Origin of the sequence: Lachnoclostridium sp. An196 (assembly GCF_002160135.1) — a bacterium.
Classification (GTDB): domain Bacteria; phylum Bacillota; class Clostridia; order Lachnospirales; family Lachnospiraceae; genus Hominiventricola; species Hominiventricola avistercoris.
This window is the reverse complement of sequence record NZ_NFJZ01000005.1, coordinates 179651-202329: the sequence shown is the minus strand read 5'-3', so window position 1 is coordinate 202329 and position 22679 is coordinate 179651. Positions and strand designations below refer to the sequence as shown.

At 50.4% G+C, this 22679-nt stretch carries 24 protein-coding genes; 21 read left to right on the top strand and 3 right to left on the bottom strand.

Annotation, left to right across the window (positions count from 1 at the left end; genetic code table 11):
- The first annotated feature begins 11 nt into the window (after positions 1-11).
- From B5F29_RS07945 to B5F29_RS07890, 11 genes are all read left to right on the top strand, one after another.
- Entirely contained in the window at positions 12-344 is a 333-nt protein-coding gene (locus B5F29_RS07945) for a WXG100 family type VII secretion target (RefSeq protein WP_162608386.1), read from the top strand.
- Between the two features lie 14 nt (positions 345-358).
- The gene (locus B5F29_RS07940; protein WP_087154091.1) at positions 359-658 is read left to right on the top strand and encodes a hypothetical protein; all 300 of its coding nucleotides are present in this window, start codon (positions 359-361) and stop codon (positions 656-658) included.
- A 15-nt stretch (positions 659-673) separates the two neighbouring features.
- On the top strand, positions 674-976 hold the full coding sequence (locus B5F29_RS07935) for a WXG100 family type VII secretion target (protein WP_087154090.1): 303 nt from the start codon (positions 674-676) through the stop codon (positions 974-976).
- A gap of 12 nt (positions 977-988) precedes the next feature.
- Positions 989-1303 carry a WXG100 family type VII secretion target gene (locus B5F29_RS07930; RefSeq protein WP_087154089.1) on the top strand — a complete coding sequence of 105 codons (315 nt, stop codon included), beginning with the start codon at positions 989-991 and terminating at the stop codon, positions 1301-1303.
- A complete protein-coding gene (locus tag B5F29_RS07925) occupies positions 1300-2250 on the top strand; it encodes a hypothetical protein (RefSeq protein ID WP_087154088.1) in 951 nt (316 codons plus the stop codon). The genes B5F29_RS07930 and B5F29_RS07925 overlap by 4 nt, the downstream gene beginning before the upstream one ends.
- 76 nt (positions 2251-2326) lie before the next feature.
- Entirely contained in the window at positions 2327-3664 is a 1338-nt protein-coding gene (gene rimO / locus B5F29_RS07920; protein WP_087154087.1) for a 30S ribosomal protein S12 methylthiotransferase RimO, read from the top strand.
- Complete coding sequence (gene pgsA / locus B5F29_RS07915; protein ID WP_087154086.1) at positions 3648-4190, top strand: CDP-diacylglycerol--glycerol-3-phosphate 3-phosphatidyltransferase; 543 nt, start codon at positions 3648-3650, stop codon at positions 4188-4190. Before rimO ends, pgsA begins: the two co-directional genes overlap by 17 nt.
- 1 nt (position 4191) lies before the next feature.
- Complete coding sequence (locus B5F29_RS17280) at positions 4192-5151, top strand: nicotinamide-nucleotide amidohydrolase family protein (protein WP_330397556.1); 960 nt, start codon at positions 4192-4194, stop codon at positions 5149-5151.
- Positions 5152-5167: 16 nt separating this feature from the next.
- A complete protein-coding gene (locus B5F29_RS07900; RefSeq protein ID WP_087154085.1) occupies positions 5168-6709 on the top strand; it encodes a Ppx/GppA phosphatase family protein in 1542 nt (513 codons plus the stop codon).
- 15 nt (positions 6710-6724) lie between these two features.
- Positions 6725-8854, top strand: coding sequence for an RNA degradosome polyphosphate kinase (locus B5F29_RS07895; RefSeq protein WP_330397555.1), 2130 nt, complete (start codon positions 6725-6727; stop codon positions 8852-8854).
- 5 nt (positions 8855-8859) lie between these two features.
- Positions 8860-9681 (top strand): Cof-type HAD-IIB family hydrolase, encoded by an 822-nt coding sequence (locus tag B5F29_RS07890; protein ID WP_087154083.1) that lies wholly within the window; start codon positions 8860-8862, stop codon positions 9679-9681.
- Here B5F29_RS07890 and B5F29_RS07885 read toward each other — a convergent pair.
- Entirely contained in the window at positions 9676-11073 is a 1398-nt protein-coding gene (locus B5F29_RS07885; RefSeq protein ID WP_087154082.1) for a spore germination protein, read from the bottom strand. The genes B5F29_RS07890 and B5F29_RS07885 overlap by 6 nt on opposite strands.
- Before the next feature lie 222 nt (positions 11074-11295).
- Here B5F29_RS07885 and B5F29_RS07880 point away from each other — a divergent pair, with 222 nt between their 5' ends.
- On the top strand, positions 11296-12021 hold the full coding sequence (locus tag B5F29_RS07880) for a response regulator transcription factor (RefSeq protein ID WP_087154081.1): 726 nt from the start codon (positions 11296-11298) through the stop codon (positions 12019-12021).
- Positions 12018-13046, top strand: a complete 1029-nt coding sequence (locus B5F29_RS07875; protein ID WP_087154080.1) for a sensor histidine kinase — start codon at positions 12018-12020, stop codon at positions 13044-13046. The genes B5F29_RS07880 and B5F29_RS07875 overlap by 4 nt, the downstream gene beginning before the upstream one ends.
- 47 nt (positions 13047-13093) lie before the next feature.
- On the opposite strand, the gene B5F29_RS07870 is transcribed toward B5F29_RS07875, so the two are convergent.
- Positions 13094-13969: an Rpn family recombination-promoting nuclease/putative transposase gene (locus B5F29_RS07870; protein WP_087154079.1), complete on the bottom strand. Its 876-nt coding sequence runs from the start codon at positions 13967-13969 to the stop codon at positions 13094-13096.
- 274 nt (positions 13970-14243) lie between these two features.
- Between B5F29_RS07870 and B5F29_RS07865 the strand changes: the two genes are divergently transcribed.
- The 7 genes from B5F29_RS07865 (at position 14244) to rpmF (ending at position 20331) form a co-directional block, all read left to right on the top strand.
- Positions 14244-14777: a precorrin-2 dehydrogenase/sirohydrochlorin ferrochelatase family protein gene (locus B5F29_RS07865; protein ID WP_162608385.1), complete on the top strand. Its 534-nt coding sequence runs from the start codon at positions 14244-14246 to the stop codon at positions 14775-14777.
- On the top strand, positions 14698-15681 hold the full coding sequence (gene hemB, locus B5F29_RS07860; protein WP_087154077.1) for a porphobilinogen synthase: 984 nt from the start codon (positions 14698-14700) through the stop codon (positions 15679-15681). Before B5F29_RS07865 ends, hemB begins: the two co-directional genes overlap by 80 nt.
- Complete coding sequence (gene hemL, locus B5F29_RS07855) at positions 15681-16961, top strand: glutamate-1-semialdehyde 2,1-aminomutase (protein WP_087154076.1); 1281 nt, start codon at positions 15681-15683, stop codon at positions 16959-16961. The genes hemB and hemL overlap by 1 nt, the downstream gene beginning before the upstream one ends.
- 69 nt (positions 16962-17030) lie before the next feature.
- Positions 17031-18089, top strand: coding sequence for a lactonase family protein (locus tag B5F29_RS07850; RefSeq protein WP_087154075.1), 1059 nt, complete (start codon positions 17031-17033; stop codon positions 18087-18089).
- A gap of 63 nt (positions 18090-18152) precedes the next feature.
- Positions 18153-18719 (top strand): PduL/EutD family phosphate acyltransferase, encoded by a 567-nt coding sequence (locus B5F29_RS07845; RefSeq protein WP_087154074.1) that lies wholly within the window; start codon positions 18153-18155, stop codon positions 18717-18719.
- Positions 18720-18871: 152 nt separating this feature from the next.
- Positions 18872-20068 carry an acetate/propionate family kinase gene (locus B5F29_RS07840; RefSeq protein WP_087154073.1) on the top strand — a complete coding sequence of 399 codons (1197 nt, stop codon included), beginning with the start codon at positions 18872-18874 and terminating at the stop codon, positions 20066-20068.
- Between the two features lie 83 nt (positions 20069-20151).
- Positions 20152-20331: a 50S ribosomal protein L32 gene (gene rpmF, locus B5F29_RS07835; RefSeq protein ID WP_087154072.1), complete on the top strand. Its 180-nt coding sequence runs from the start codon at positions 20152-20154 to the stop codon at positions 20329-20331.
- A gap of 47 nt (positions 20332-20378) precedes the next feature.
- On the opposite strand, the gene nagA is transcribed toward rpmF, so the two are convergent.
- The gene (gene nagA / locus B5F29_RS07830; RefSeq protein WP_087154071.1) at positions 20379-21518 is read right to left on the bottom strand and encodes an N-acetylglucosamine-6-phosphate deacetylase; all 1140 of its coding nucleotides are present in this window, start codon (positions 21516-21518) and stop codon (positions 20379-20381) included.
- 145 nt (positions 21519-21663) lie between these two features.
- Here nagA and plsX point away from each other — a divergent pair, with 145 nt between their 5' ends.
- Positions 21664-22677 carry a phosphate acyltransferase PlsX gene (gene plsX / locus B5F29_RS07825; RefSeq protein WP_087154070.1) on the top strand — a complete coding sequence of 338 codons (1014 nt, stop codon included), beginning with the start codon at positions 21664-21666 and terminating at the stop codon, positions 22675-22677.
- Positions 22678-22679 lie beyond the last annotated feature (2 nt).

Genomic DNA, 22679 nt, shown 5'->3' with positions numbered 1-22679 from the left:
GGAGTCGGAATATGGGATATCGGGAAGAAATCTATGACGCACTGAAGGTGCAGCCGGAAACACTGATTCAGGGAATCTCCGAAGCAAGGCAGATCACAGGAAATATGCGGAATCTGCTGGGCGGGATGGAGCGCGCCGCAGAAAGGTCAGGGAGATACTGGAAAGGAAAAGCCGGAGATGAACACCGCGCTTATTTTTTCAGGCTGAAACAGAACGGAGAAAGAATCCTTTCCGGATTGGGCAATTCTATTGCTGACCTGGAGCAGATAACCGCCTCGTATACCCGGACGGAGCGGGCGGCGGCAGAACGGGTCGAGGTCCTTCCGGGGGATGTAATTCAATAAAAAAGGGGAAGAACATGAAATCATCGTCAGAGATTCGGATGGATTTTAAAAAGTCGGTACGTTATGCGGAAAAACTGGACAGACTGGCAAAAGGACTGAGAGAAGAGACGGGATATTATGAAACGCTGTCTTTTTGGGAGGGAGAAGCCGCATCGGTCTGGTCGGGAAAAGCATTGGCTCTGGAAAAAGAGATAGAGACCGGGGCAGAAGAACTGGAATACGCGGCAGATTCGCTCCGCCGGGCTGCGGAACGAATCTATGACGCGGAAATGCATGCATACAATCTGGCGAGAGAACGAAGATATTATGAGTAGCAGGAGGAATAGAAGATGGCTTTAATCAGAGTAACCGCATCGCAATTACGGGCGAAGGCAGAGGAATTATCGGGACTGAACCGGCAGTTTGAGACCCAGGCGGGGGAATTGGAGGCCTGTGAACAAAAACTGTCCGGCATGTGGGATGGGCAGGCCAAAGACGCGTTTCATCAGGCGTTTGCGAGGGACCGGATTCAGATGGCAAATTTTTCGTCTCTGATAGAGAAATATGTCAGCACTTTGCTGGCTGTCGCTGCAAAGTATGAGCGTGCCGAGAACGCGAATACACAGACGGCGTCAGCCAGAAACTATCAGTAGGAGGATACAGAAATGGAAGGTATTTTGAGAGTGACGCCGGAACAGCTGGAAGCGGCTTCCGGGGAATTTTCAGCAAAAGGGACACGGATCGGCAGTCTGACTGCTCAGATGACGCAGACGGTAGAAAGTCTGGGAGGTGTGTGGGAAGGAGAAGCCGCTCTGGCCTACGCGAACCGTTTCCGGCGTCTGGACGAGGATATACGAAAAATGGTCCGTATGGTGCAGGAGCATGCGGCAGATCTGAATGAAATGGCGAGAGTCTACCGGGAGGCAGAGAATGTTAACCAGGAAGAAATCGCTGTATTGTCCGGCGATGTGATTGTATGAGCACATTCAGAATAGATACGAAGGGCGTGCCGGGGAAGATGGATTCTCTGGCACGGCTGAGGAAAAAACTGACGGAGGGCGCAGACTTATTGGATCAGTATGTCTCTGAGCTGAATTCGGAGGAATTGTCCGGAATACGGTCTGTACTGAGAAAATTAAGTAAAAAACTTCAGACAGACGCCGAAGCCGTGAAAAAACTGGAGACGGGGCTGGAAGAGGCTGCAGGGAAGTATATGATTCTGGAAAACAGGCTGAGAACTCCGAAGCCGGCCGGGGAAAATCCGGCGTATGATGAAGAGGGAAACTGCGGAGGCAGCCAGCTCTCTCCGATGGCTTTTTACCGGGGAGAAGACGGGGAGATCCGTCAGGGGATACAAAGTATTATCAGATCCTATTATCCGGGGCTTGACGACAGGGGCACAGAAAAACTGCTGGCGGATCTGGAACTGGAAGGGTGCGGATATGTGGCGCTGGCAAACACATTGTTCGGACAGTATGCGGGTAGGGAAGAGCAGTTCCTGAAAGTGTTTGGATTCCCCATGTATGCGGGCACCGGAGAACTGAATTTTGAACTGTTGGTGACGGATCTGTACTGTTCAAAGGATAAGCGCTGGAAGACCGGTACCACCAGGGAAGAACGGGAAGAAATCTGGGAGGACTATCTGGAAGAGAAAGGAATACCGGTGGATGTGCGGACAGTGGAAGTAACAGCGGAAAATTACGAGGAATTATCCTGGGAGGGGGAACTGATCGTTGGGATTAATCCCTGTATTTTATTCGATTCTGACGGTAAAAAGGTGGTGGAGACAGAAGGAGGACATGCCATGACAATAACCGGTATGACCGATGACGGAATGTTTAAGGTATCCTCCTGGGGAATGGAATATTATATCATGCCGGATGATCCGGCATATGAAAGAATACAGTTTCAGCAGGTATGCTATTAGCCGTTGCTTTTTCCCCTTTTTCCGTATTATAATAAGTGCAGTATGAAAAAGAGAGAAAAAGGAGAATGCTTATTTTATGAATATATTGTTCGTGTCCCTTGGCTGCGATAAGAATCTGGTGGATTCTGAGATGATGCTGGGGCTTCTGGCGAAGAAAGGTTATGATTTTACAGACAATGAGACAGAAGCTGATGTTATCGTAGTCAATACCTGCTGTTTTATCGGGGACGCCAAAGAAGAGAGCGTCAATACGCTCCTGGAGATGTCGGAATACCGGAAAAGCGGACGATGCCGCGCATTGATTGTGACAGGATGCCTGGCGGAACGTTACAGACAGGAGATTCTGGACGAGATTCCGGAAGTAGACGCGGTGCTGGGGACTGCTTCCTACGACAGCATAACTGAAGCGGTGGAACAGGCGCTGGGGGGGAGGCATATGCTCCGCTGCGAGGACACCGGCCGTTTGGTACTGCCGGACGCAAAGAGAATCCTGACGACGGGAGGCCACTATGCACATCTGAAAATTGCGGAGGGATGCGATAAACACTGTACATACTGCATCATCCCTCATCTGAGGGGGCCGTATCGGAGCGTGCCCATGGAACGCCTGATAGAGGAAGCGGAAGAACTGGCAGGACAGGGTGTGAAAGAACTGATCCTGGTGGCGCAGGAAACGACTCTCTACGGCGTGGATCTGTATGGGGAGAAGAGCCTTCATAAACTGCTGCAAAAGCTGTGCCGGATTCATGGGATCCGATGGATACGGATTCAGTACTGTTATCCGGAAGAAATATATCCGGAACTGGTGGAGACGATGAAGGAGCAGCCGAAGATCTGCCATTATCTGGATCTGCCGATCCAGCATGCTTCAAATCGGATCCTGAAAAGGATGGGCCGCAGAACAACCAGGGAAGATTTGAAAGAGATTATCCAGGGACTGCGCAGGGAGATCCCGGATATTTGTCTGAGAACGACGCTGATCAGCGGCTTTCCGGGGGAAACGCAGGAAGACCATGAGGAACTGATGGATTTTGTGGATGAGATGGAGTTTGACCGGCTGGGAGTTTTTGCTTATTCGGCGGAGGAGGATACCCCTGCCGCTTCTATGGAGGATCAGATTCCGGAGAATCTCAAACAGGAACGCAGGGATGAAATTATGGAACTCCAGCAGGAGATCGCATTTGAAAAAGCAGAGGAGATGGTCGGCAAAGAACTCTGGTGTATGGTAGAGGGCAAGATTGCCGATGAGTACGCTTATGTGGCGCGGACTTACAGAGATGCACCGGATGTGGACGGATATCTGTTTATCCAGACGATGGAAGAACTGATGTCGGGAGACTTTGTGAAAGTACGTGTGACCGGCGCGGAAGAATATGATTTGATAGGGGAGATAGCAGATGAATTTACCGAATAAACTGACTGTGCTGAGAGTGCTGATGATTCCTTTTTTTGTACTGTTCGCGCTGGTGGATCTGGTGCCGGGCTGCAGCCATTATATTGCAGTAGCGATCTTTATTATAGCAAGCCTGACGGATCTTCTGGACGGAAAGATTGCCCGAAAATATAATCTGGTTACAGACTTTGGAAAGTTTATGGATCCATTGGCAGACAAGCTGCTTGTCTGCTCCGCTTTGATCTGTCTGGTATCCATGGACAGACTTCCGGCCTGGATGGTGATTGTTATTATCAGCAGAGAATTCATTATCAGCGGTTTCCGGCTGGTGGCGTCTGATAATGGAGTTGTCATAGCGGCCAGCTACTGGGGAAAGTTCAAGACTACTTTCCAGATGCTGATGATTATTGTACTGTTTTTAGATCTGGGAGGAATCTTTGATCTGATCGGACAGATTCTGACCTGGGCAGCCCTGATCCTGACGGTGGTATCTTTGGTGGATTATCTGGTGAAAAACAAGAGTGTGATACTGGAAGGGGATATCTGATATGCAGAAAGAACTGGATGAACTGTCCGGGCGTGTGATCCGGCTGCTGAAGAAAAAGACTATGACGGTTACGGCAGTGGAATCCTGTACCGGCGGGATGATCAGCTCATTGCTTACGGATATTCCGGGAGCATCAGAAGTATTTAAAGGGAGCTTTGTCACCTATTCTGACGAGACCAAGCACCGGTTTGTGGGAGTTGAAGAAGAAACGCTGAAAAAATATACAGCTGTCAGCGAGGAGACGGCCCGGGAGATGGTCCGGGGAGGCATCAGGATTGTTGGAGCGGATCTGGGAGTGAGCGTTACCGGCTATGCCGGGCCGGATGGGGGAGAGCGCGGCGAGCCGGCGGGGCTGGTGTATATTGGATGTGGCTCCGGGATCCGGACAGAGGTCAGAAAATTCTGCTTTCAGGGAGACCGCGGGCAGGTCCGGCGTCAGGCGGCAGAGGAAGCCCTACGGTTCCTGGAGGAATGGCTGCTGCGGCCGGAAATTGATTCTGAAGAGGAGCAGCATGCAGACGCGCCGGCAGAGACGGTCCGCATCAAATATTTCACAGATGAGATCGAAAAGCTGTGCCGCATTACGGAAAAATCCGACTGGATCGACCTGAGGGCGGCGGAGAATGTGGAGATGAAAGCGGGAGAATTCCGCCTGATTCCGCTGGGAGTGGCGATGAAACTGCCTGGCGGATATGAAGCCCATGTGATACCGAGGAGCAGCACTTTTAAGAATTTCGGTATTCTGCAGGTCAACAGCATGGGGCTGATCGATGAAAGCTACTGCGGGGATCAGGATCAATGGTATTTCCCGGCGCTGGCAGTGAGAGATACGGTGATTCATGTCAATGACCGTATTTGTCAGTTCCGCATTATGAAGCACCAGCCGCAGATTTACTTTGAAGAGACAAATCAGCTGTCGGAGACAAACCGGGGAGGTTTCGGCAGCACCGGAAAACAGTAAAACGGAGGAAAAAGACATGGCATGTACAATGTTCGGGGCGATCGATGTAGGAAGCTATGAAATTAACTTGAAGATCTACGAACTTTCTGCCCGCAGGGGAATACGGGAAATCAATCATGTAAAGCATCGGATCGAACTGGGAAAAGATACTTACGCTACGGGCAGAATCGGATCGGCAATGGTAGACGAGCTTTGTCTGGTCCTGCAGGATTTTCAGCGTATCATGAAAGAGTTTGGAGTGGAACAGTACCGGGCTTGTGCAACCAGCGCCATTCGGGAAACTAAAAATATGCTGATTCTGCTGGACCGGATCTATCAGCGCACCGGTATCCGGCTGGAGGTGCTCAGCAATTCAGAGCAGCGTTTTCTGGGATACAAATCCATAGCGTATAATTCAGAGCGCTTCCAACAGATCATAGAAAAAGGCACAGCTATCGTAGATGTGGGAGGCGGAAGTATTCAGATATCCTTGTTTGATAAGGACAATCTGGTTACAACACAAAATATAAGGCTGGGAACGCTGCGCCTGAGAGAGCGCCTGAGCGATGTGGCGCAGAGGACGATTCGTTATTCGGACGTGCTGGAAGAGATCATGAACAATGAGCTGCGGACATACCGCAGGCTGTATCTGAAAGACAGGAATATCCGGTATCTGATGCTGGTCGGAGATTATATCGACGGTATTAACCGTTATATTCATCGGGATAGCAGGGGAGATCAGATCTCCAGAGAAGAATTCATTACGTTTTACGATACATTTATGCAGAAAGATCCTAAGGTGATGATGGAAGAACTGGGGATTTCCCAGGAGAACAGTTCCCTGCTGCTGCCTACGCTGGTGATTTACAAGAGGCTTCTGGAAGAAACAGGAGCAGAGAAAGTGGTCACTGTAGGGATGGATCTGGGAGACGGACTTGCCTATGATTTTGCGGAGCAGCAGAAAATATTAAAATCTCCCCATAATTTTGAAAATGATATTATCGAGGCGGCCAGAAATATCGCGAAGCGTTATCATACCAACCGCAGTCATACACAGGTCATGGAAAAAATCTCGCTGGCTATTTTTGACAAGATGAAACAGGTTCACGGCCTGGGCAAACGGGAACGTCTGCTTCTCCAGATAGCCGTACTTCTTCATGACTGCGGAAAATATATCAATATGGCGCTGTCTTCGGAATGTTCTTACAATATCATAATGGCGACAGAGATCATCGGGCTTTCCCATCGGGAAAGAGAGATTGTGGCCAATGTAGTGCGTTTTAACAGCGGGCCGGTGTTGGGATTTGAAGAACTGGCGTCCGGATCAACATTGGAACAGGCGGATTACATGACGATTGTGAAGCTGACAGCGATTCTCCGTGTGGCGAACGCGCTGGACCGCAGCCATAAACAGAAGATCAAAGAGGTGCGTGTATCCTGGAAAGATCCTCATACGATGCAGATTTTTGTAGATACGTTGGAGGATCTGACGTTGGAACAGGCGCTGTTCTACGAAAAAGCAGAGTTTTTTGAATCCGTTTTCAGCATCCGTCCGGTGCTGAAAGCCAAAAGAGTATAGCGGGAGGACGACGTGGTGGGAAAAGAATACAAAAAACCAGAATATTTTGAGAACAGGGAACTAAGCTGGCTGGGATTTGACGAACGGATCCTGGGCGAAGCCAGGGATAAGGGAAATCCTCTATTTGAACGCCTGAAATTTCTCAGTATTACCGCCTCCAATCTGGATGAATTTTTTATGGTGCGCGTGGCTTCCCTGAAAGATATGGTCAATGCGGGGTATACGAAAAAAGATATTGCCGGGATGACTCCGCAGCAGCAGCTGGATGCGATCCATGACCGGGTTCATACTTTTATGAATACCCAGTATTCTACCTGGAAAAGGTCTTTGCTGCCGGGGCTGGTTCAGTGCGGACTGCATGTGGTTGAAAACCATGAGGAACTGAGTCCGGAGCAGGGAAGATTTGTGGATCACTATTTTATGGAGAATGTGTATCCGGTACTGACGCCGATGGCGGTGGACTCTTCCAGGCCTTTTCCGCTGATCGTGAATAAAACGCTGAATCTGGGCGCATTGCTGAAGAAAAAGGAAGAAAAAGAAGAGGTTCTGGAGTTTGCCACTGTACAGGTACCTTCGGTGCTTCCCAGAATCGTGGAGATCCCCTCCACTGAAAAAGGAGCAAGATCGGTAATCCTTCTGGAAGAGATCATTGAGCGGAATATGGCGAAGTTGTTCCTGAGCTATGATGTAATCTGCGTGCATCCGTACCGTATTATGCGCAACGCGGATCTGACCATTGATGAAGACGATGCTTCCGATCTTCTGAAAGAAATTCAGAAACAGCTGAGAAAACGCCGCTGGGGTGAAGTGATCCGTCTGGAGGTGGAAGAGAAGATAGACAAACGTCTTCTGAAGATCTTAAGGAAAGAATTTGAGATCAAAGAAGACGGCATTTACCGGATCAATGGTCCGCTGGATCTGACGTTCCTGATGAAGATGTACGGAATAGAAGGATTCGATGATTATAAAACGCCCAGATATATTCCGCAGCCGGTGCCGGAGCTGACCGGGAAACCGGATATTTTTGAAGAAATACGCAAGGGCGATATTCTGCTCCATCATCCGTATCAGACCTTTGATCCGGTAGTGGATTTTGTAAAAAAAGCATCCAGGGATCCCCAGACGCTGGCAATCAAGCAGACCCTGTACCGTGTCAGCGGCAATTCTCCTATCATCGCGGCTCTTGCTCAGGCTGCGGAGAACGGAAAGCAGGTGTCCGTGCTGGTGGAACTGAAAGCGCGGTTTGACGAAGAGAATAATATTGCCTGGGCCAAAATGCTGGAACGGGCGGGCTGCCATGTAATCTATGGTCTGGTAGGGCTTAAGACACACAGTAAGATCACTCTGGTAGTGCGCCGGGAAGAGGACGGTATCCGCAGATATGTTCATCTGGGAACCGGAAATTATAATGATTCTACGGCAAAGCTGTATACGGATATGGGACTTCTGACCTGCTCCGAGCCTATCGGAGAGGATGCCACGGCTGTGTTTAATATGCTGTCAGGATATTCAGAACCGGCCAGCTGGAACAAACTGTGTCTGGCGCCGATCTGGCTGAGAGACCGTTTCCTGGATATGATCCGGAGAGAGACTGCCCATGCGAAGAAAGGGGACCCGGCGCATATTATTGCAAAAATGAATTCTCTGTGCGATGAAGAACTGATTGAAGCTTTGTATGAGGCCAGTGCCGCCGGGGTAAAAATTGAATTGATTGTGAGAGGAATCTGCTGTCTGAAAGTGGGAATTCCGGGCGTCAGTGAAAATATCAGCGTCCGTTCGATAGTGGGAACTTTCCTGGAACACAGCCGGATCTATTATTTCCTGAATGGCGGACAGGAAGAGATCTATCTGTCCAGCGCGGACTGGATGCCGAGAAATCTGGACCGTCGGGTAGAGATCCTGTTCCCGGTGGAGAATGAACGGCTGAAAAAAGAAGTATTTCATGTGCTGGAAATCCAGCTGCAGGATACGATGAAAGCCCAGGTCAAACAGCCGGACGGCTCCTATGAGCATATCGACCGCAGAGGGAAAACAGCGCTTTGTGCGCAGGACTATTTTATGGAATATGCGAAAAGCCTGAACAGGTCTCAGGATGAGTCAATGCATGACCGGGTATTTGTGCCTGCGGAACCGATGGAGGAATAAAAAATATGACAGAAAAAAAGGTGCTTTTTCTGGATATGGACGGGACGACCCTGAATGATCAGCACGAGATTCCGGAAGATAATCTGTCTGCCATCAAGGCCGCATCTGAAGCCGGACATGATGTGGTCATCACGACCGGAAGGCCGGAAGCGAGCGCCAGAAATCTGATGAAAAAGTACCGTCTGGATCAGGCCGGATGCAGGTATATCATAGCCAATAACGGCGGAACGATACTGGATTATCGGACGGGAGAGATCCTCTTTTCCACCGGGCTTCCGCTTCCCTGGGTGCGGGAATTGATTCAGGAGGCGCGCAGACAGGATGTTTTTATCCAGACTTACGCCGGCGAAAAAGTGGTGGCGGAAAAGGAGAACGAGGGCCTGGATTATTATGCGAAGAAGAATGGCATGGAACGACTGGTGGTGCCCGATATTATGGCCGTACTGGAGAGGGAACCCGGAAAAGTTCTGCTGATTGACATGCATGACCGCAGACGTCTGGAGAAATACAAAGACAGTATGGAAGAATGGGGCCGTGACAAAGTAGAGATGTATTTCAGCAGCAGGGAGTTTCTGGAGGTGGTTCCGAAAGGGATCAATAAAGGGAATGCGGTCAGGGCTTACTGCGATATGTTTCACATACCGGCAGCCAATACGGTGGCGGCAGGAGACGAGCAGAATGACCTGCCCATGATCCTGGCGGCCGGCGTAGGCTGCGCGGCCGCGAACGCGGTGGACGAGGTCAAGGCAGGCGCGGACTATATCACGGAAAACGACAACAATCATTCGGCGGTGGCAGAGATTATAAAGAAATTCATGCTCTCATAGCCGGACGCGGAAAAGAGTGCGTTTCAGATCTTTCCAGCAGAACGGAATCAGCGGATAGAGATAACTGCGTCCGGAGAACGTATGACACCGCAGCAGACTGATAAAAAGGAAAACCAGACCGCCCAGGAAACCGGGAAGGCCAAATATCGCGGTCAGTATCAGGAGCAGGATCCGCATAAATTTGATTGCGTAACTCAGTTCATAGTTGGACTGCGAATAATTGGCGATGGTGACGAAGGCCATATAGAGCATGACCTCGGAATTGAACCAGCCGGAGTTGACGGCAAATTCCCCGATCACCAGGCCGGCGATGACGGACAGAGGCGTACTGAGCATGTCCGGCGTATGGATGGCGGCCAGTTTCAGTCCGTCTATGGCCAGTTCCAGCAGTAAAAACTGCAGGAGCAGCGGTACATATACAGTGTCGCGTACCAGAATAAACGAAAGCCATCCGGGCACCAGTTCCGGATGAGTCATCAAGAGCAGAAAAAGCGGCGTCAGGATCAGGGACAGAAAGGTGATCAATCCCCTGGACAGACGCAGGTATGTGCCCGTAATGGGCGGGAAATAATAGTCATTTGCCTCGTCAGTGATGGTAAAGAGGCTGACGGGAAAAATCATGGCGGAAGGAGAATTGTCCACCAGAACGACGACGCTTCCTTCCAGTATCGAAGCGGCCGCGGCATCCGGCCGCTCTGTAAAACGAAATCTTGGAAATGGATTATACCAGGGGCCTGGCAGAAGAAGTTCTGCCAGGCTTTCCTGGTTCATGGTCAGCGCGTCCGTATGGATGTCCTGAATCCGTTTTCGGAGCAGATTCAGGCAGTCTTCATTATCCTTCCCTTCCATGTAACAGAGGACGATGTCAGTGTGAGAACTGTCCCCTGCATTCAACATCTCCATATGAAGCCTGGAGGAGCGGATACGTCTGCGGATCAATGCCGTGTTAAAAACAATGGTTTCCACGAAACCGTCCCGGGACCCCCTGAGGGTCCTGTCTTTCAGCGGCTCCTCAACTCCCCGGGCAGGATAGGTACGGCAGTCGATGGCCAGGCATCCTTCTATGCCGGAAAGAAACAGACAGGCCACGCCGGACAGCAGATTTTGAACCACACGGTCCATATCTTCCAGAACTTCTGTCTCCACATAAGGAAGGAATCCGGCCTGAAAAGTCTCCGGCGAGGCGGGAAGGTCTTCCGGTTTCAGGCTGTAGAAATATTCCAGGATCTTTTCCAGAATCTCATCTTTTACAAATCCGTCAATAAAGAACAGGCTGGCGCGCTGTCCGCCGATGATCAGCCGCTTTTCCAGAATGTCAAAATTGTCGTCGATGCGGAGCAGGCGGCGGAGATTCGTAATGTCTGTCGTGTAGTCGTTTGATAATTTTTCCATAAATGCACCTCGGAGAGTAGTATGGCCGGGGAGGAGGGAAATTATGTATTTTGGTGTGTTAATTAATAGCATTAGCTCCAGCGCATCTGTAATCTTGGTACAAGTGCGCCGTTTATGCAATTTTTGAGGACCATTTTTAACCGCTGATTATATATTTCAAAAGTTGTGACCGGCACTCTTTTGTGCTATGATTTACTCTGATAAATCAAACGGAGGCACACCATGGAATATAAGACTTTGACGGGAGCTCCAAAACATATTTTCTTTGTGGAAGACGACTTAAGTCTGATTAACGGCCTGTCTTTTGCGATGAAAAAGCAGGGATATGAGATCTGGGTGGCCCGGACCTGCCTGGAGGCGGAAGGACTTTGGCAGGATGGGAAATATGATCTGGTCATTCTGGATGTATCGCTCCCGGATGGTTCCGGATATGATCTGTGCAGAAAGATCAGAGAGACTTCCGGAGTGCCTGTCATGTTTCTTACCGCGGCAGATGAGGAAACGGATATCATTATGGGACTGGATATAGGCGGAGACGATTATATCACAAAACCTTTTAAACTGGCCGTATTTCTGTCCAGAGTCAATGCGCTTCTGCGCAGAAGCGGCAACTTTCCCAGGAAAGATACAGAACTGAATTCCAACGGGATCAAGGTACAGCTGCTGAAGGGTGAGGTCAGCAAGAATGGAACGAAGATTGATCTGACAGCCAGTGAATACAAATTGTTGTGTCTGTTCATGGAAAATCCGGATATAGTTTTGTCATCGGAACAGATTCTAAGCAGACTCTGGGACCGCGATGAAAATTATATAGATAACAGCACTCTGACCGTCTATATCCGCAGGCTGCGTACCAAGATCGAAGACGATCCCGCGGATCCGCAGAACATAGTGACAGTCAGGCGTATGGGGTATAAATGGAATACCCGGCATCGGAGTCCATCATGAAAATATTGGCGAACCGTAAAATTAAACGTTTATTTTGCCGGGTACTGTTTTCTTTTGCGGCAGGTATTCTGGCAGCTGCGGCCGGAGCCGGCCTGGATCCGGAAAATGCCGTATGGTATCTGCTTTTCTCATTCGCGGGTGTTGGGGCTGCCGTTTTATGCGCCATGTACCTGTATTTCAGAGATCAGAGCAGAGTCATGGAGCGGTCCATATCTCAGATTCGCGCATATATTGCGGGAGATCCGGACGCGCGGATCGAATGTGATGAAGAAGGCGATCTGTACAGACTGTTTCAGGAAGTGAATTCTTTGGCAGCTATTCTGAACGCCCATGCCGAAAATGAAGGCAGGGCCAAAAAGTTCATGAAAGACACCATATCCGACATTTCACACCAGCTGAAGACTCCCCTGGCGGCGCTGAATATTTACAATGGAATCACACAGGAAGAAGCGGAAGATGCGGCTGCGGTCAGGGAATTTTCGGCTCTTTCCGAGCAGGAACTTGACCGGATCGAGACACTGGTTCAGAACCTGCTGAAGATTGCCGGGCTGGATGCCGGAACGATCGTGTTTGAAAAATCGGAAGAGAACCTTTCTGATATGATGGAACAGATAGGAAAACAGTTTGCTTACCGGGCCGAGAGGGAAGGAAAGAAACTGTCTCTCTCGGGGGATGATTCCGTTTTTCTCTTCTGTGACCGGACCTGGCTTGCGGAGGCGGTCAGCAACATTGTAAAAAACGCATTCGACCATACGGAAAAAGGAGATACGATCCGCATAGAATGGCGGAAATTTGCTTCCGTCGTCCAGATTGTTGTAAGCGACAGCGGCAGCGGTATCCATCCGGAGGATCTGCCCCATATCTTTAAGAGATTCTATCGAAGCCGATTCTCCAAGGACACCCAGGGGATCGGACTGGGGCTTCCTCTGGCAAAGGCGATTGTGGAGGCCCACAGCGGAACCATACAGGCAGACAGTGAACTGAAAGCCGGTACCGTCTTTACTATAGATTTTTTGGTTTCCTGACTTTGGCTGCTTCAGGGCATTTTTGACGATGCCCTGAAGCAAATGTTTTACAGCACTTCTAAAAGTTCCTCGTCATCTGTTTCTGGATGTGTTTCGATCACTTCAATGATATGCCGGATCTTGTCCTCCGGCTGTTCCAGTGCAGCTGCGATTTCGGGACAGGATTGACCGTTGCGTAGTTTTTTTCGTACTAAATTTAAGAGAAAAAGATTTTGGCCGTCAATCAGTCCCTCTTTCCTGTCATAATAACGTTCTTCCCAAGCCTGCATATATTTTACCCCCACTTTTTCATTTTGCTTTACATCCCGAACTCTGCGGTGGATCCGCCGTATACGCTCGCTGTCTGAGCTGTCTGCCGCTGTGTCTGTGGTGTTCTCCAGATAATGAAGGAAACTGACCAGTTCCGGAGAGATCTCGTCATCATTCGTTCCTCTGGTGTTGAGAAAGATCCGGAAAGCCCCATCCTGAAGGATACAGCCCGGTTCTTCCCGGCAGGCTGCCTGAAAGGTGTAGATATAACGGCCGTATCCGAACAGATCGAAAGGAGTGACCATGATCACATACGACTGATTCAGATCATTGTAGTCCGGCACACCCGGTTTCAGCAGCGAAGTATCGATCATGGACTGATAGTAACGGCTGCGTTTGGCCAGATCGGTCTGTTTTTTCTTCTGCATCTCTGTATTATAGATAGTTTTCTCTTCATCCATGGAAAATACATCCATGCGGATGGAGCGGACGGAAGGAGAGACCCGTAACTCCTTTTCCGTCTCGGCACGGCTGAGCAGAGGTATCTCCCGACCGAATATGATGGAAAGAAAATCCTGCTGTGTCTGCGCGTCTTCCATAACCTCGTCAAAAAGGAAGCGGTCTGTAAGGTTCAGGTCTTTTAATGGTACTATGTGTTTGAAATCCTGTTTCATTTATATACCCCTATTGTATCATAAAAACACAAAAATGAATAGTGAAATATAATGATTCTCCGGAAAGTATCTTTAAACTGTATAGAATTTTGAAACGGGAATCTTTCGGCGATCTGCCGTTGATTTATCTTTCAGACCAAGTAAGTATAGCATATGGCAGATGGGATTACAACACTTGTTTCTGCCTTATTTTCGTCCACTTTCACATTGTCTTTTCCCGCAAACCGTAGTACAATAAATCCTGAAAAGAACAGCCGGCATGGGAGAGAAGCGCATGTCCAGACAGTTTCCGATTTTTCTGGATATTTCCAACAAGAAAATATATGTCTATGGGGCAGGAAAGATTGCGTCCAGGAGAGTGATGACTCTGCTGGATTTTTCTCCGTGTCTGACGGTCGTGGCGCCGCAGGCGTCGCCGAAGATCATGGAAGCCTCGGAAGCAGGCATGCTCAGGTGGGTCTGCGAAAAATATGAGGCGGGGACGGTCCCGGAGGATGCTTTTATGGTGCTGGCGGCCACAGATGACAATGCCGTCAATGAAGCAGTCTGGCGGGAATGTAAGGGTAAGAGGATCCCGGTCAATGTATGCAGCGACCGCAGCCTGTGTGACTTTCAGTTTCCGGGGATCGCCATAAAAGACGATGTGGTGATCGGGATCAACGCCGGGGGCGCGGACCACCGGCTGGCAAGAGAGTGGACAGACAGAATACGAAAAGAGGTAGAGAAAGATGGATATGACGATCAGGCCGAGAAGGCTCAGAACGACAGCAAAGCTCAGAAAAATGGTCCGGGAGACCAGGATGGATAAGAGTTCCCTGGTATATCCCATATTTGTAAGAGAAGGGGAGAACATTAAAGAAGAGATTCCTACGATGCCGGGCCAGTACCGGTGGAGCCTGGACCGTCTGCCGGAGATCTTGACGGAGACAGCGGACGCGGGGGTAGGCAGCGTGATGCTGTTCGGCATCCCGGATCACAAGGATGAAGTGGGCAGCCAGGCGTATGCCTGCGACGGCATTATTCAGAAGGCCATGGCGAAAGCCAAGAAGGAAGTGCCGGATCTGTATTATATCGGGGATGTCTGTATGTGCGAATATACCAGCCACGGGCACTGCGGCATCCTGAAAGGTGATTATGTAGACAATGACCTGACTCTGGAAAAGCTGGCGCAGATCGCAGTATCCCAGGTGCAGGCCGGAGCCGATATGGTGGCGCCGTCAGATATGATGGACGGACATATCCAGGCCATCCGGGAAGCGCTGGATAAAAATGGATTCGTGACCACACCCATCATGTCTTATGCGGTAAAATACGCGTCTGCGTTCTATGGGCCGTTCCGCGATGCGGCGGGATCCGCGCCTGCGTTTGGCGACCGCAAGAGCTATCAGATGGATTACCATAACCGCCGGGAAGGCATGAAAGAAGCTCTGCTTGATATCGAAGAAGGGGCAGACCTGATTATGGTGAAACCGGCCATGTCCTATCTGGATATGGTGCGTGAGATCAAAGACGCGACAGACGTCCCCATGGCGGCTTACAGCGTCAGCGGAGAGTATGCGATGGTGAAGGCAGGGGCAAAACTCGGCTATATTGACGAGGATTCGATTGTATGCGAAATGGCGGCCTGCGCTTACCGGGCAGGGGTGGATGTTTATATGTCCTATTTTGCAAAAGAGCTGGCGCATTTCATGGATGAGGGGAGGATCGGCTGATGGGCAGATCGGAAGAGCTGTTTGAAGAGGCAGTGAACCTGATACCGGGAGGTGTGAATTCTCCGGTCCGCGCATTCGGGTCCGTCGGCATGACGCCCCGGTTCATCGCTTCTGCGGAGGGAGCTTATATGACGGATGCGGACGGAAAACGCTATCTGGATTATGTGGGCTCCTGGGGACCTATGATTCTGGGACATGCCAATCCCATGGTGCTGGAAAAGGTGATGGAAGCCTGCCGCAGGGGCTTAAGCTTCGGGGCGGCTACGGAAGCGGAAGTAGATATGGCCAGGCTGATCTGCAGCATGGTTCCGTCGGTGGAGATGGTCCGCATGGTGAATTCCGGTACGGAAGCAGTCATGAGCGCGGTGCGCGCGGCAAGAGGATATACAGGCAGGAATAAGATCATCAAATTTGAAGGCTGTTATCATGGACACAGTGACGCCATGCTGGTGAAAGCCGGGTCGGGAGTCATGACGGCCGGAGTGCCGGACAGTTCCGGAGTACCGGCGGGATGTACGGAGGACACTCTTTTAGCCGTTTATAATGATCTGGACAGTGTGAAAGATCTGTTTGACGCCTGGGACGGTCAGATCGCGGCGCTGATCGTGGAGCCGGTAGGCGCCAATATGGGCGTGGTTCCTCCCGCGCCGGGATTTCTGGAAGGCCTGAGGAAACTGTGTACAGAGCACGGCGCGGTGCTGATCTTTGATGAGGTGATCACCGGATTCCGTCTGGCCCGCGGCGGAGCGCAGGAGTATTACGGGATTCAGGCTGATCTGACCACTTATGGCAAGATTATCGGCGGAGGCATGCCGGTGGGCGCTTACGGAGGACGCCGGGAGATTATGGAAGTGGTCTCTCCGGTGGGAAAAGTCTATCAGGCAGGGACATTGAGCGGCAATCCGGTAGCCATGGCGGCAGGTCTGGCACAGCTGACTTATCTGAATGAGCATCCGGAGATCTATAAAGATCTGGAGAGAAAGGGAGAACTGCTGTACGGCGGTATGGAGAACCTCTGCCGTGAGCATAACCTGCCTTATCAGGTGAATCATGTATCCTCTCTGGGATGTTTGTTCTTCTCGGCGGATCCGGTAACAGATTACGCAAGCGCGAAAAAGTCGGATACAAAAGCTTTCACAGAGTATTTCCGGCAGATGCTGGAGAGCGGCATCTATATCGCGCCTTCTCAGTTCGAAGCTATGTTCCTGTCTGCGGCGCATACAGACGAAGAACTGGAATTTACACTGGAAAAAATGGCTCAAATACTATTAACAAAATAGCAAAAATATGTTAAAATTTCTATAGCTATGGGCGGACAAGCAGCCGCCATATGGGAGGAACAGCCGGACATGGATCAGAAAAAATATGTGGCATACGTAGGGACCTATACGCACGGGAACAGCAAAGGCATCTATATCTATGACCTGGACGTGGAAAACGGCCGTGTCGAGGAGAGAAAGGTCGTACCGATCAACAATCCGTCTTATATCAAAAAGTCTCATAATGGCAAATACCTTTATTCCATCGCGGATGAAGGCGTCAGGTCCTTTAGGATTCTTCCGGACGGGGATCTGGAACCGATGAACAGCGCGTCGATTTTTGGTATGAGAGGCTGTTACCTTTCCACGGACAAGGAAGACAAGTTCTTGTTTGTGGCGGGCTGGCATGACGGAAAGGTGACCGTGATGCGGCTGAAAGAAGACGGTACCATCGGAGAGATGACAGACGAGGTCTTTCACAAAGGACTGGGCAGCGTAGCGGAGCGGAATTTCCGTCCTCATGTAAACTGTGTGAATATTACGCCGGATCAGAACTATCTGTGCGCGGTGGATCTGGGCGTGGACCAGGTGAAGATATACAAGTTCAATCACGATACAGGCAAGATCAAGCTGGTGGATATGCTCCGCTGCGAGCAGGAGAGCGCTCCCCGGATTATCAAGTTCAGTCCGGACGGGAGGTTCGCGTATCTGATCTGTGAGCTGAAGAATTATATCAGCGTATATTCTTATACCGCAGGACCGAGAGGCCCCATATTTGAACCGGTGCAGACTATTTCCACGCTGAACAACTATCATTCCGCAAACAGCGCCGCCTGTGTGCTGCGGTTTTCCAGAGACTGGAAATACGTTCTCTGTTCCAATGCCGGAGACAACAGCGTGGGAGTTTTCAGCGTAGACAATCAGAGCGGGAAACTGGAGAAGATCTGTATCCTGCCCATCAGCGGGGACTATCCGAAAGCTGCGGATTTCTTCCCGGACAACCGTCATATCATGGCTTTGAACCATGAGTCTAATACTATGACGATCTTCCGGGTTAATTATGAAGAAGGCTATTTCAGCCTGTGGGGCAAACCGCTGAAAGTGGAGACGCCCAACTGCATTCTGGTTTCAGAGACCGGAGAAGTATAAAAGTCAGTAAAGCTGCCCGGCAGCGTTACCACAATATACATTTATAAAAGGAGAATGAATATTATGAAATTCATTGTTGAAACATCTGCTCGTCACGTACATGTAACTCAGGAGGATCTGGAGACTCTGTTCGGCAAGGGCTATGAGCTGACCAAGAAAAAAGACCTGTCTCAGCCGGGTCAGTTTGCCAGCAACGAGAAAGTAAAGATCGTAGGAAGCAAGAAGGAACTCACCGCCTCTATCCTCGGACCGGTACGTCCGGAGACCCAGATTGAGCTGTCTCTGACCGATGCACGTTCCATCGGCGTAGCTGCCCCGATCCGTGAGTCCGGCGATGTGGCAGGTTCCGGCGCATGTAAGCTGGTTGGACCTGCAGGAGAAGTGGAAGTAAAGGAAGGCGTGATCGCCGCAAAGCGTCATATCCATGCAACTCCGGAAGATGCGGAGAAACTGGGCGTGAAAGACAAAGATATCGTATCCGTGAAGATCGATACCGACGGCAGAAGCCTGGTGTTCGGCGACGTAGTAGTCCGTGTGAGCCCCAAATATGCTCTGGCTATGCACATTGACACCGATGAGGCAAACGCCGCAGCATGCGCCGGCGAAGTATACGGCGAAATCGTAAAATAGACGCGAAAGCATTGAGCAGTGCCTCCCGGTCAGAGGGAGGCCCGGATGCAAGCAAGCTTGCATCTGTGACCGGACGCTGGACAGGAGATAGGGCGAAAGCCCGTGTGCCGCCCGGCGGCACAAAAAGAATATAGATAGGGAGATACATAAAAATGAAAATTTTAGTGATTAACTGCGGAAGCTCTTCTCTGAAATATCAGCTGATCGACATGGATAATGAGTCCGTCGTTGCAAAAGGGCTTTGCGAGAGAATCGGAATCGAAGGTTCCAAGCTGACCCACAAAGCAACAGGCAAAGACGATTATGTAGTAGAGAGAGAGATGCCGACTCATGTGACTGCGATCGAGATGGTTATGGAAGCCCTGCAGGATCCGACTTACGGCGTGATCAAGGATACCAGCGAGATCGCTGCAGTAGGACACCGCGTTCTGCACGGCGGCACTACCTACAGCGATTCCATTATCGTTGATGAGGATGTGAAGCGCGTAATCAGAGAGTGCTTTGATTTGGGACCGCTGCACAATCCTGCAAATCTGATGGGTATCGAGGCATGCGAGAAGGCTATGCCGGGCACCCCGAATGTGGCGGTATGGGATACCGGTTTTGGCATGAAGATGCCGGAGAAAGCATATATGTATGCAATCCCGCATGAATATTATGAAAAGTACGGCATCCGCCGTTACGGCTTCCACGGGACGAGCCATCTGTTCGTATCCGGTGAGGCGATCAAATTCGGCAACCTGGATCCGGAGAAAGCCAAAGTCATTGTATGTCACCTGGGCAACGGCGCCAGCGTATCCGCTTCCATCGGAGGAAAATGCGTGGACACTTCCATGGGTCTGACTCCTCTGGAAGGTCTGATCATGGGAACCAGAAGCGGCGATATCGATCCGGCAGTCGTACAGTTCATCTGCAATAAAGAAGGCAAGGATGTAAACGAGGTTCTGAATATCCTGAATAAAAAATCCGGCGTGCTTGGCATGAGCGGCGGCATTTCCAGCGACTTCCGCGATATCGAGAAGGCTGCAGCCGAAGGAAATCATCTGGCGGAAGTAGCGCTGGAGGCATTTGTATACAGAGTAGCAAAATATATCGGCGCTTATACCGCAGCCATGAACGGCGTGGATGCCATCGCATTCACGGCAGGCGTAGGTGAGAACGATAAGAAAACAAGAAAGAATGTCTGCGATTATCTGGGATATCTCGGTGTGAAGATCGATGATGAGGCAAATGACGTACGCGGCGAGAGAAGAGTTATCTCTGCTCCGGATTCCAAAGTGAAGGTTATGCTGATTCCGACCAACGAGGAGCTTGCGATTGCAAGGGAGACCCTGGCACTGATTAAGTAAAGAAAGTGCTTGACATCCCCTCATGCGATGTGTATAATGTAACAAGTGTGAATTCTGAGAAAAGCATAGAGGAGGTGTAACCTGTGTCTATTTGTCCCAAAAATAAATCTTCCAAAGGAAGAAGAGATAAGAGAAGAGCGAACTGGAAGATGAGCGCTCCGAATTTAGTAAAATGCAGCAAATGCGGTGCTCTTATGATGTCTCACAGAGTCTGCAAGGCCTGTGGTTCTTACAACAAGAAAGAGATTGTTGCAGTTGACTAAGACTAAAAACAAATCGGGAGTCTGCGAAAGCAGGCTCCCGATTTTCGTTAAAGCTGTGGTTTGCCCATACAGTAGGTCTGGCGGACATTATAGTCCTGCTCCAGGACCGCCAGATCTGCATCCATACCGACTCCGATCGCACCTTTCCGGTCGGCCACTCCGATACACCTCGCAGGGTTGACGGTACAGGAATTGATCGCATAGTTGAACGGAACCATGGCCTCTTCCACCAGGATGCGAAGTCCCTGGTTAAGACGCAGCGTGGAACCTGCCAGTTTGCCGGAATCCACAAGATGCGCGCTTCCGTCCGGATAGATTTCGATCTCGTTGCCGCCGAAGAGATAATGGCTGCCCACAGGCGTGCCTTTCGCCATCAGCGCGTCGGAAACCATGACAGCGTAATCCGGTCCTTTACACATGAAATAATTGTTCAGAGCCGCAGGGGTAGAATGACAGCCGTCGCAGATGATCTCGCCGTACATGGTCCGGATACGGTAAGCGGCACCAACCAGTCCGTTGGCGCGGTGATTGAACGGGGACATGCCATTGTAAACGTGGGTCATGGAACGGGCGCCGTTGGCGTATGCCATGACCGCCTGCTCATAGGTGGCTGCGGAGTGGCCGATGCTGACCGTGACTCCGTGTTCGGAAAGATAATGGGTCAGGGCGAAATCCTCGTCTGTTTCGGTGGCCATGGTAATATAGCGGATGTGGCCTCTGGCCGCTTCCTGGTAATGGCAGAACTGTTCAATGGTCGGTTTGACGATGTACTGTTCCGGCTGAGCGCCTTTGTATTTCATATCCAGATATGGCCCTTCGAAATGGATGCCGAGGATTTCAGCTCCTTCATAGCTGCTTTCCATAACTTTTGCCACATTGGCAACGGCAGCGGTCAGAACCTCTTCGCTTTGTGTGATGGTAGTGGCGAGAAATCCGGTTACACCTTCAGAGACGATGTTTTTTGCCCAGCGGCGCAATCCTTCTTCATTGGCGTCATTGGTGTCAAATTCATAGGCGCCGTGGCAGTGGATGTCCAGAAATCCGGGAACAATGCGCAGGTCTCCATAATCAATATCTGCGGGCCTGCTTCCGTATGGAAAGATGCCGGTGATCTTTCCCTTCTGAATCTCAATAACCGCTTCGGTGAACTGGTCTGCAATCCACACTTTTTTGCTTTGAATCCGCATAGTAAACCCTCCTTGTTGTATGTACCCTTATGATACCAGAAAAAAGCCGGAAAGGATATGCCGTTTGAAAATATTTTGAATGAAAAAGTATTGACTTCATGATATGGTTTTCGTATTATGATATAGATAACAAGGAGGAATAAGGATGCAGGAGCTGGTCAGAGTAGCAGTGGACGCCATGGGTGGAGATTATGCGCCGCTGGAGATTGTAAAAGGCGCGGTAGACGCCGTAAACAGCAGAGATGACATCAAAGTATTTCTGGTAGGCCGGGAAGAAGCAGTGCGTGCAGAGCTGCAGAAATATCAATATGATGCTTCCCGGATTGAAGTGGTGAATGCTGCCGAGGTTATCGAGATGGCGGAACCGCCGGTGCAGGCAATCCGATCCAAGAAGGATTCGTCCATTGTGGTAGCTATGAAAATGGTGAAAAACGGTGAGGCAGATGCTTTCGTAGGCGCGGGAAGTACAGGCGCCGTACTGGTGGGAGGACAGCTGATCGTAGGAAGAATCAAGGGTGTGGAGCGCCCGCCTCTGGCTCCGCTTCTGCCGACGGAAAAAGGAGCTTCCCTTCTGATTGACTGCGGAGCTAACGTGGATGCAAGACCGTCCCATCTGGTACAGTTTGCCAAGATGGGTTCCATTTATATGGAACATGTAGTCGGCATCTCCAATCCGCGTGTGGCGATCGTGAACATCGGGGCGGAAGAAGAGAAGGGCAATGCTCTGGTGAAAGAGACATTTCCTCTGCTAAAGGCGTGCGATGACATTAATTTTATTGGAAGCATCGAGGCACGCGATATCCCGTCAGGGTATGCGGATGTAATTGTCTGCGAGGCTTTCGCGGGCAATATCATTTTGAAACTGTATGAGGGTGTGGGAGCCACGCTGATATCCATGGTGAAAAAGGGCATGATGAGCAGTTTTCGGAGCAAGATCGGAGCGCTTCTGGTGAAGCCGGCGCTGAAAAAGACTCTGAAACAGTTCGATACCAGCGAACACGGCGGAGCGCCGCTGCTGGGATTGAAAGGACTGGTAGTCAAGACCCATGGAAATTCCAAAGCGCTGGAGATCCGCAATTCCATCATTCAGTGTGTGACTTTCAAACATCAGCAGATCAATGAGAAGATTAAAGCCGGAATCGGGGAAAAAGAAAGTTAGGA

Excerpts from the sequence above, each read along its gene's own strand:
- B5F29_RS07945 (WP_162608386.1), top strand. The coding sequence starts at position 12 with ATGGGATATCGGGAAGAAATCTATGACGCACTGAAGGTGCAGCCGGAA.
- hemB (WP_087154077.1), top strand. The coding sequence starts at position 14,698 with ATGGATATGACGATCAGGCCGAGAAGGCTCAGAACGACAGCAAAGCTC.
- B5F29_RS07885 (WP_087154082.1), bottom strand. The coding sequence starts at position 11,073 with ATGGAAAAATTATCAAACGACTACACGACAGACATTACGAATCTCCGC.
- B5F29_RS07840 (WP_087154073.1), top strand. The coding sequence starts at position 18,872 with ATGAAAATTTTAGTGATTAACTGCGGAAGCTCTTCTCTGAAATATCAG.
- B5F29_RS17280 (WP_330397556.1), top strand. The coding sequence starts at position 4,192 with ATGCAGAAAGAACTGGATGAACTGTCCGGGCGTGTGATCCGGCTGCTG.
- B5F29_RS07850 (WP_087154075.1), top strand. The coding sequence starts at position 17,031 with ATGGATCAGAAAAAATATGTGGCATACGTAGGGACCTATACGCACGGG.
- B5F29_RS07900 (WP_087154085.1), top strand. The coding sequence starts at position 5,168 with ATGGCATGTACAATGTTCGGGGCGATCGATGTAGGAAGCTATGAAATT.
- B5F29_RS07845 (WP_087154074.1), top strand. The coding sequence starts at position 18,153 with ATGAAATTCATTGTTGAAACATCTGCTCGTCACGTACATGTAACTCAG.
- B5F29_RS07870 (WP_087154079.1), bottom strand. The coding sequence starts at position 13,969 with ATGAAACAGGATTTCAAACACATAGTACCATTAAAAGACCTGAACCTT.
- B5F29_RS07875 (WP_087154080.1), top strand. The coding sequence starts at position 12,018 with ATGAAAATATTGGCGAACCGTAAAATTAAACGTTTATTTTGCCGGGTA.
- pgsA (WP_087154086.1), top strand. The coding sequence starts at position 3,648 with ATGAATTTACCGAATAAACTGACTGTGCTGAGAGTGCTGATGATTCCT.
- B5F29_RS07935 (WP_087154090.1), top strand. The coding sequence starts at position 674 with ATGGCTTTAATCAGAGTAACCGCATCGCAATTACGGGCGAAGGCAGAG.
- B5F29_RS07880 (WP_087154081.1), top strand. The coding sequence starts at position 11,296 with ATGGAATATAAGACTTTGACGGGAGCTCCAAAACATATTTTCTTTGTG.
- rimO (WP_087154087.1), top strand. The coding sequence starts at position 2,327 with ATGAATATATTGTTCGTGTCCCTTGGCTGCGATAAGAATCTGGTGGAT.
- B5F29_RS07925 (WP_087154088.1), top strand. The coding sequence starts at position 1,300 with ATGAGCACATTCAGAATAGATACGAAGGGCGTGCCGGGGAAGATGGAT.
- B5F29_RS07865 (WP_162608385.1), top strand. The coding sequence starts at position 14,244 with ATGTCCAGACAGTTTCCGATTTTTCTGGATATTTCCAACAAGAAAATA.
- plsX (WP_087154070.1), top strand. The coding sequence starts at position 21,664 with ATGCAGGAGCTGGTCAGAGTAGCAGTGGACGCCATGGGTGGAGATTAT.
- B5F29_RS07930 (WP_087154089.1), top strand. The coding sequence starts at position 989 with ATGGAAGGTATTTTGAGAGTGACGCCGGAACAGCTGGAAGCGGCTTCC.
- B5F29_RS07890 (WP_087154083.1), top strand. The coding sequence starts at position 8,860 with ATGACAGAAAAAAAGGTGCTTTTTCTGGATATGGACGGGACGACCCTG.
- B5F29_RS07940 (WP_087154091.1), top strand. The coding sequence starts at position 359 with ATGAAATCATCGTCAGAGATTCGGATGGATTTTAAAAAGTCGGTACGT.
- nagA (WP_087154071.1), bottom strand. The coding sequence starts at position 21,518 with ATGCGGATTCAAAGCAAAAAAGTGTGGATTGCAGACCAGTTCACCGAA.
- hemL (WP_087154076.1), top strand. The coding sequence starts at position 15,681 with ATGGGCAGATCGGAAGAGCTGTTTGAAGAGGCAGTGAACCTGATACCG.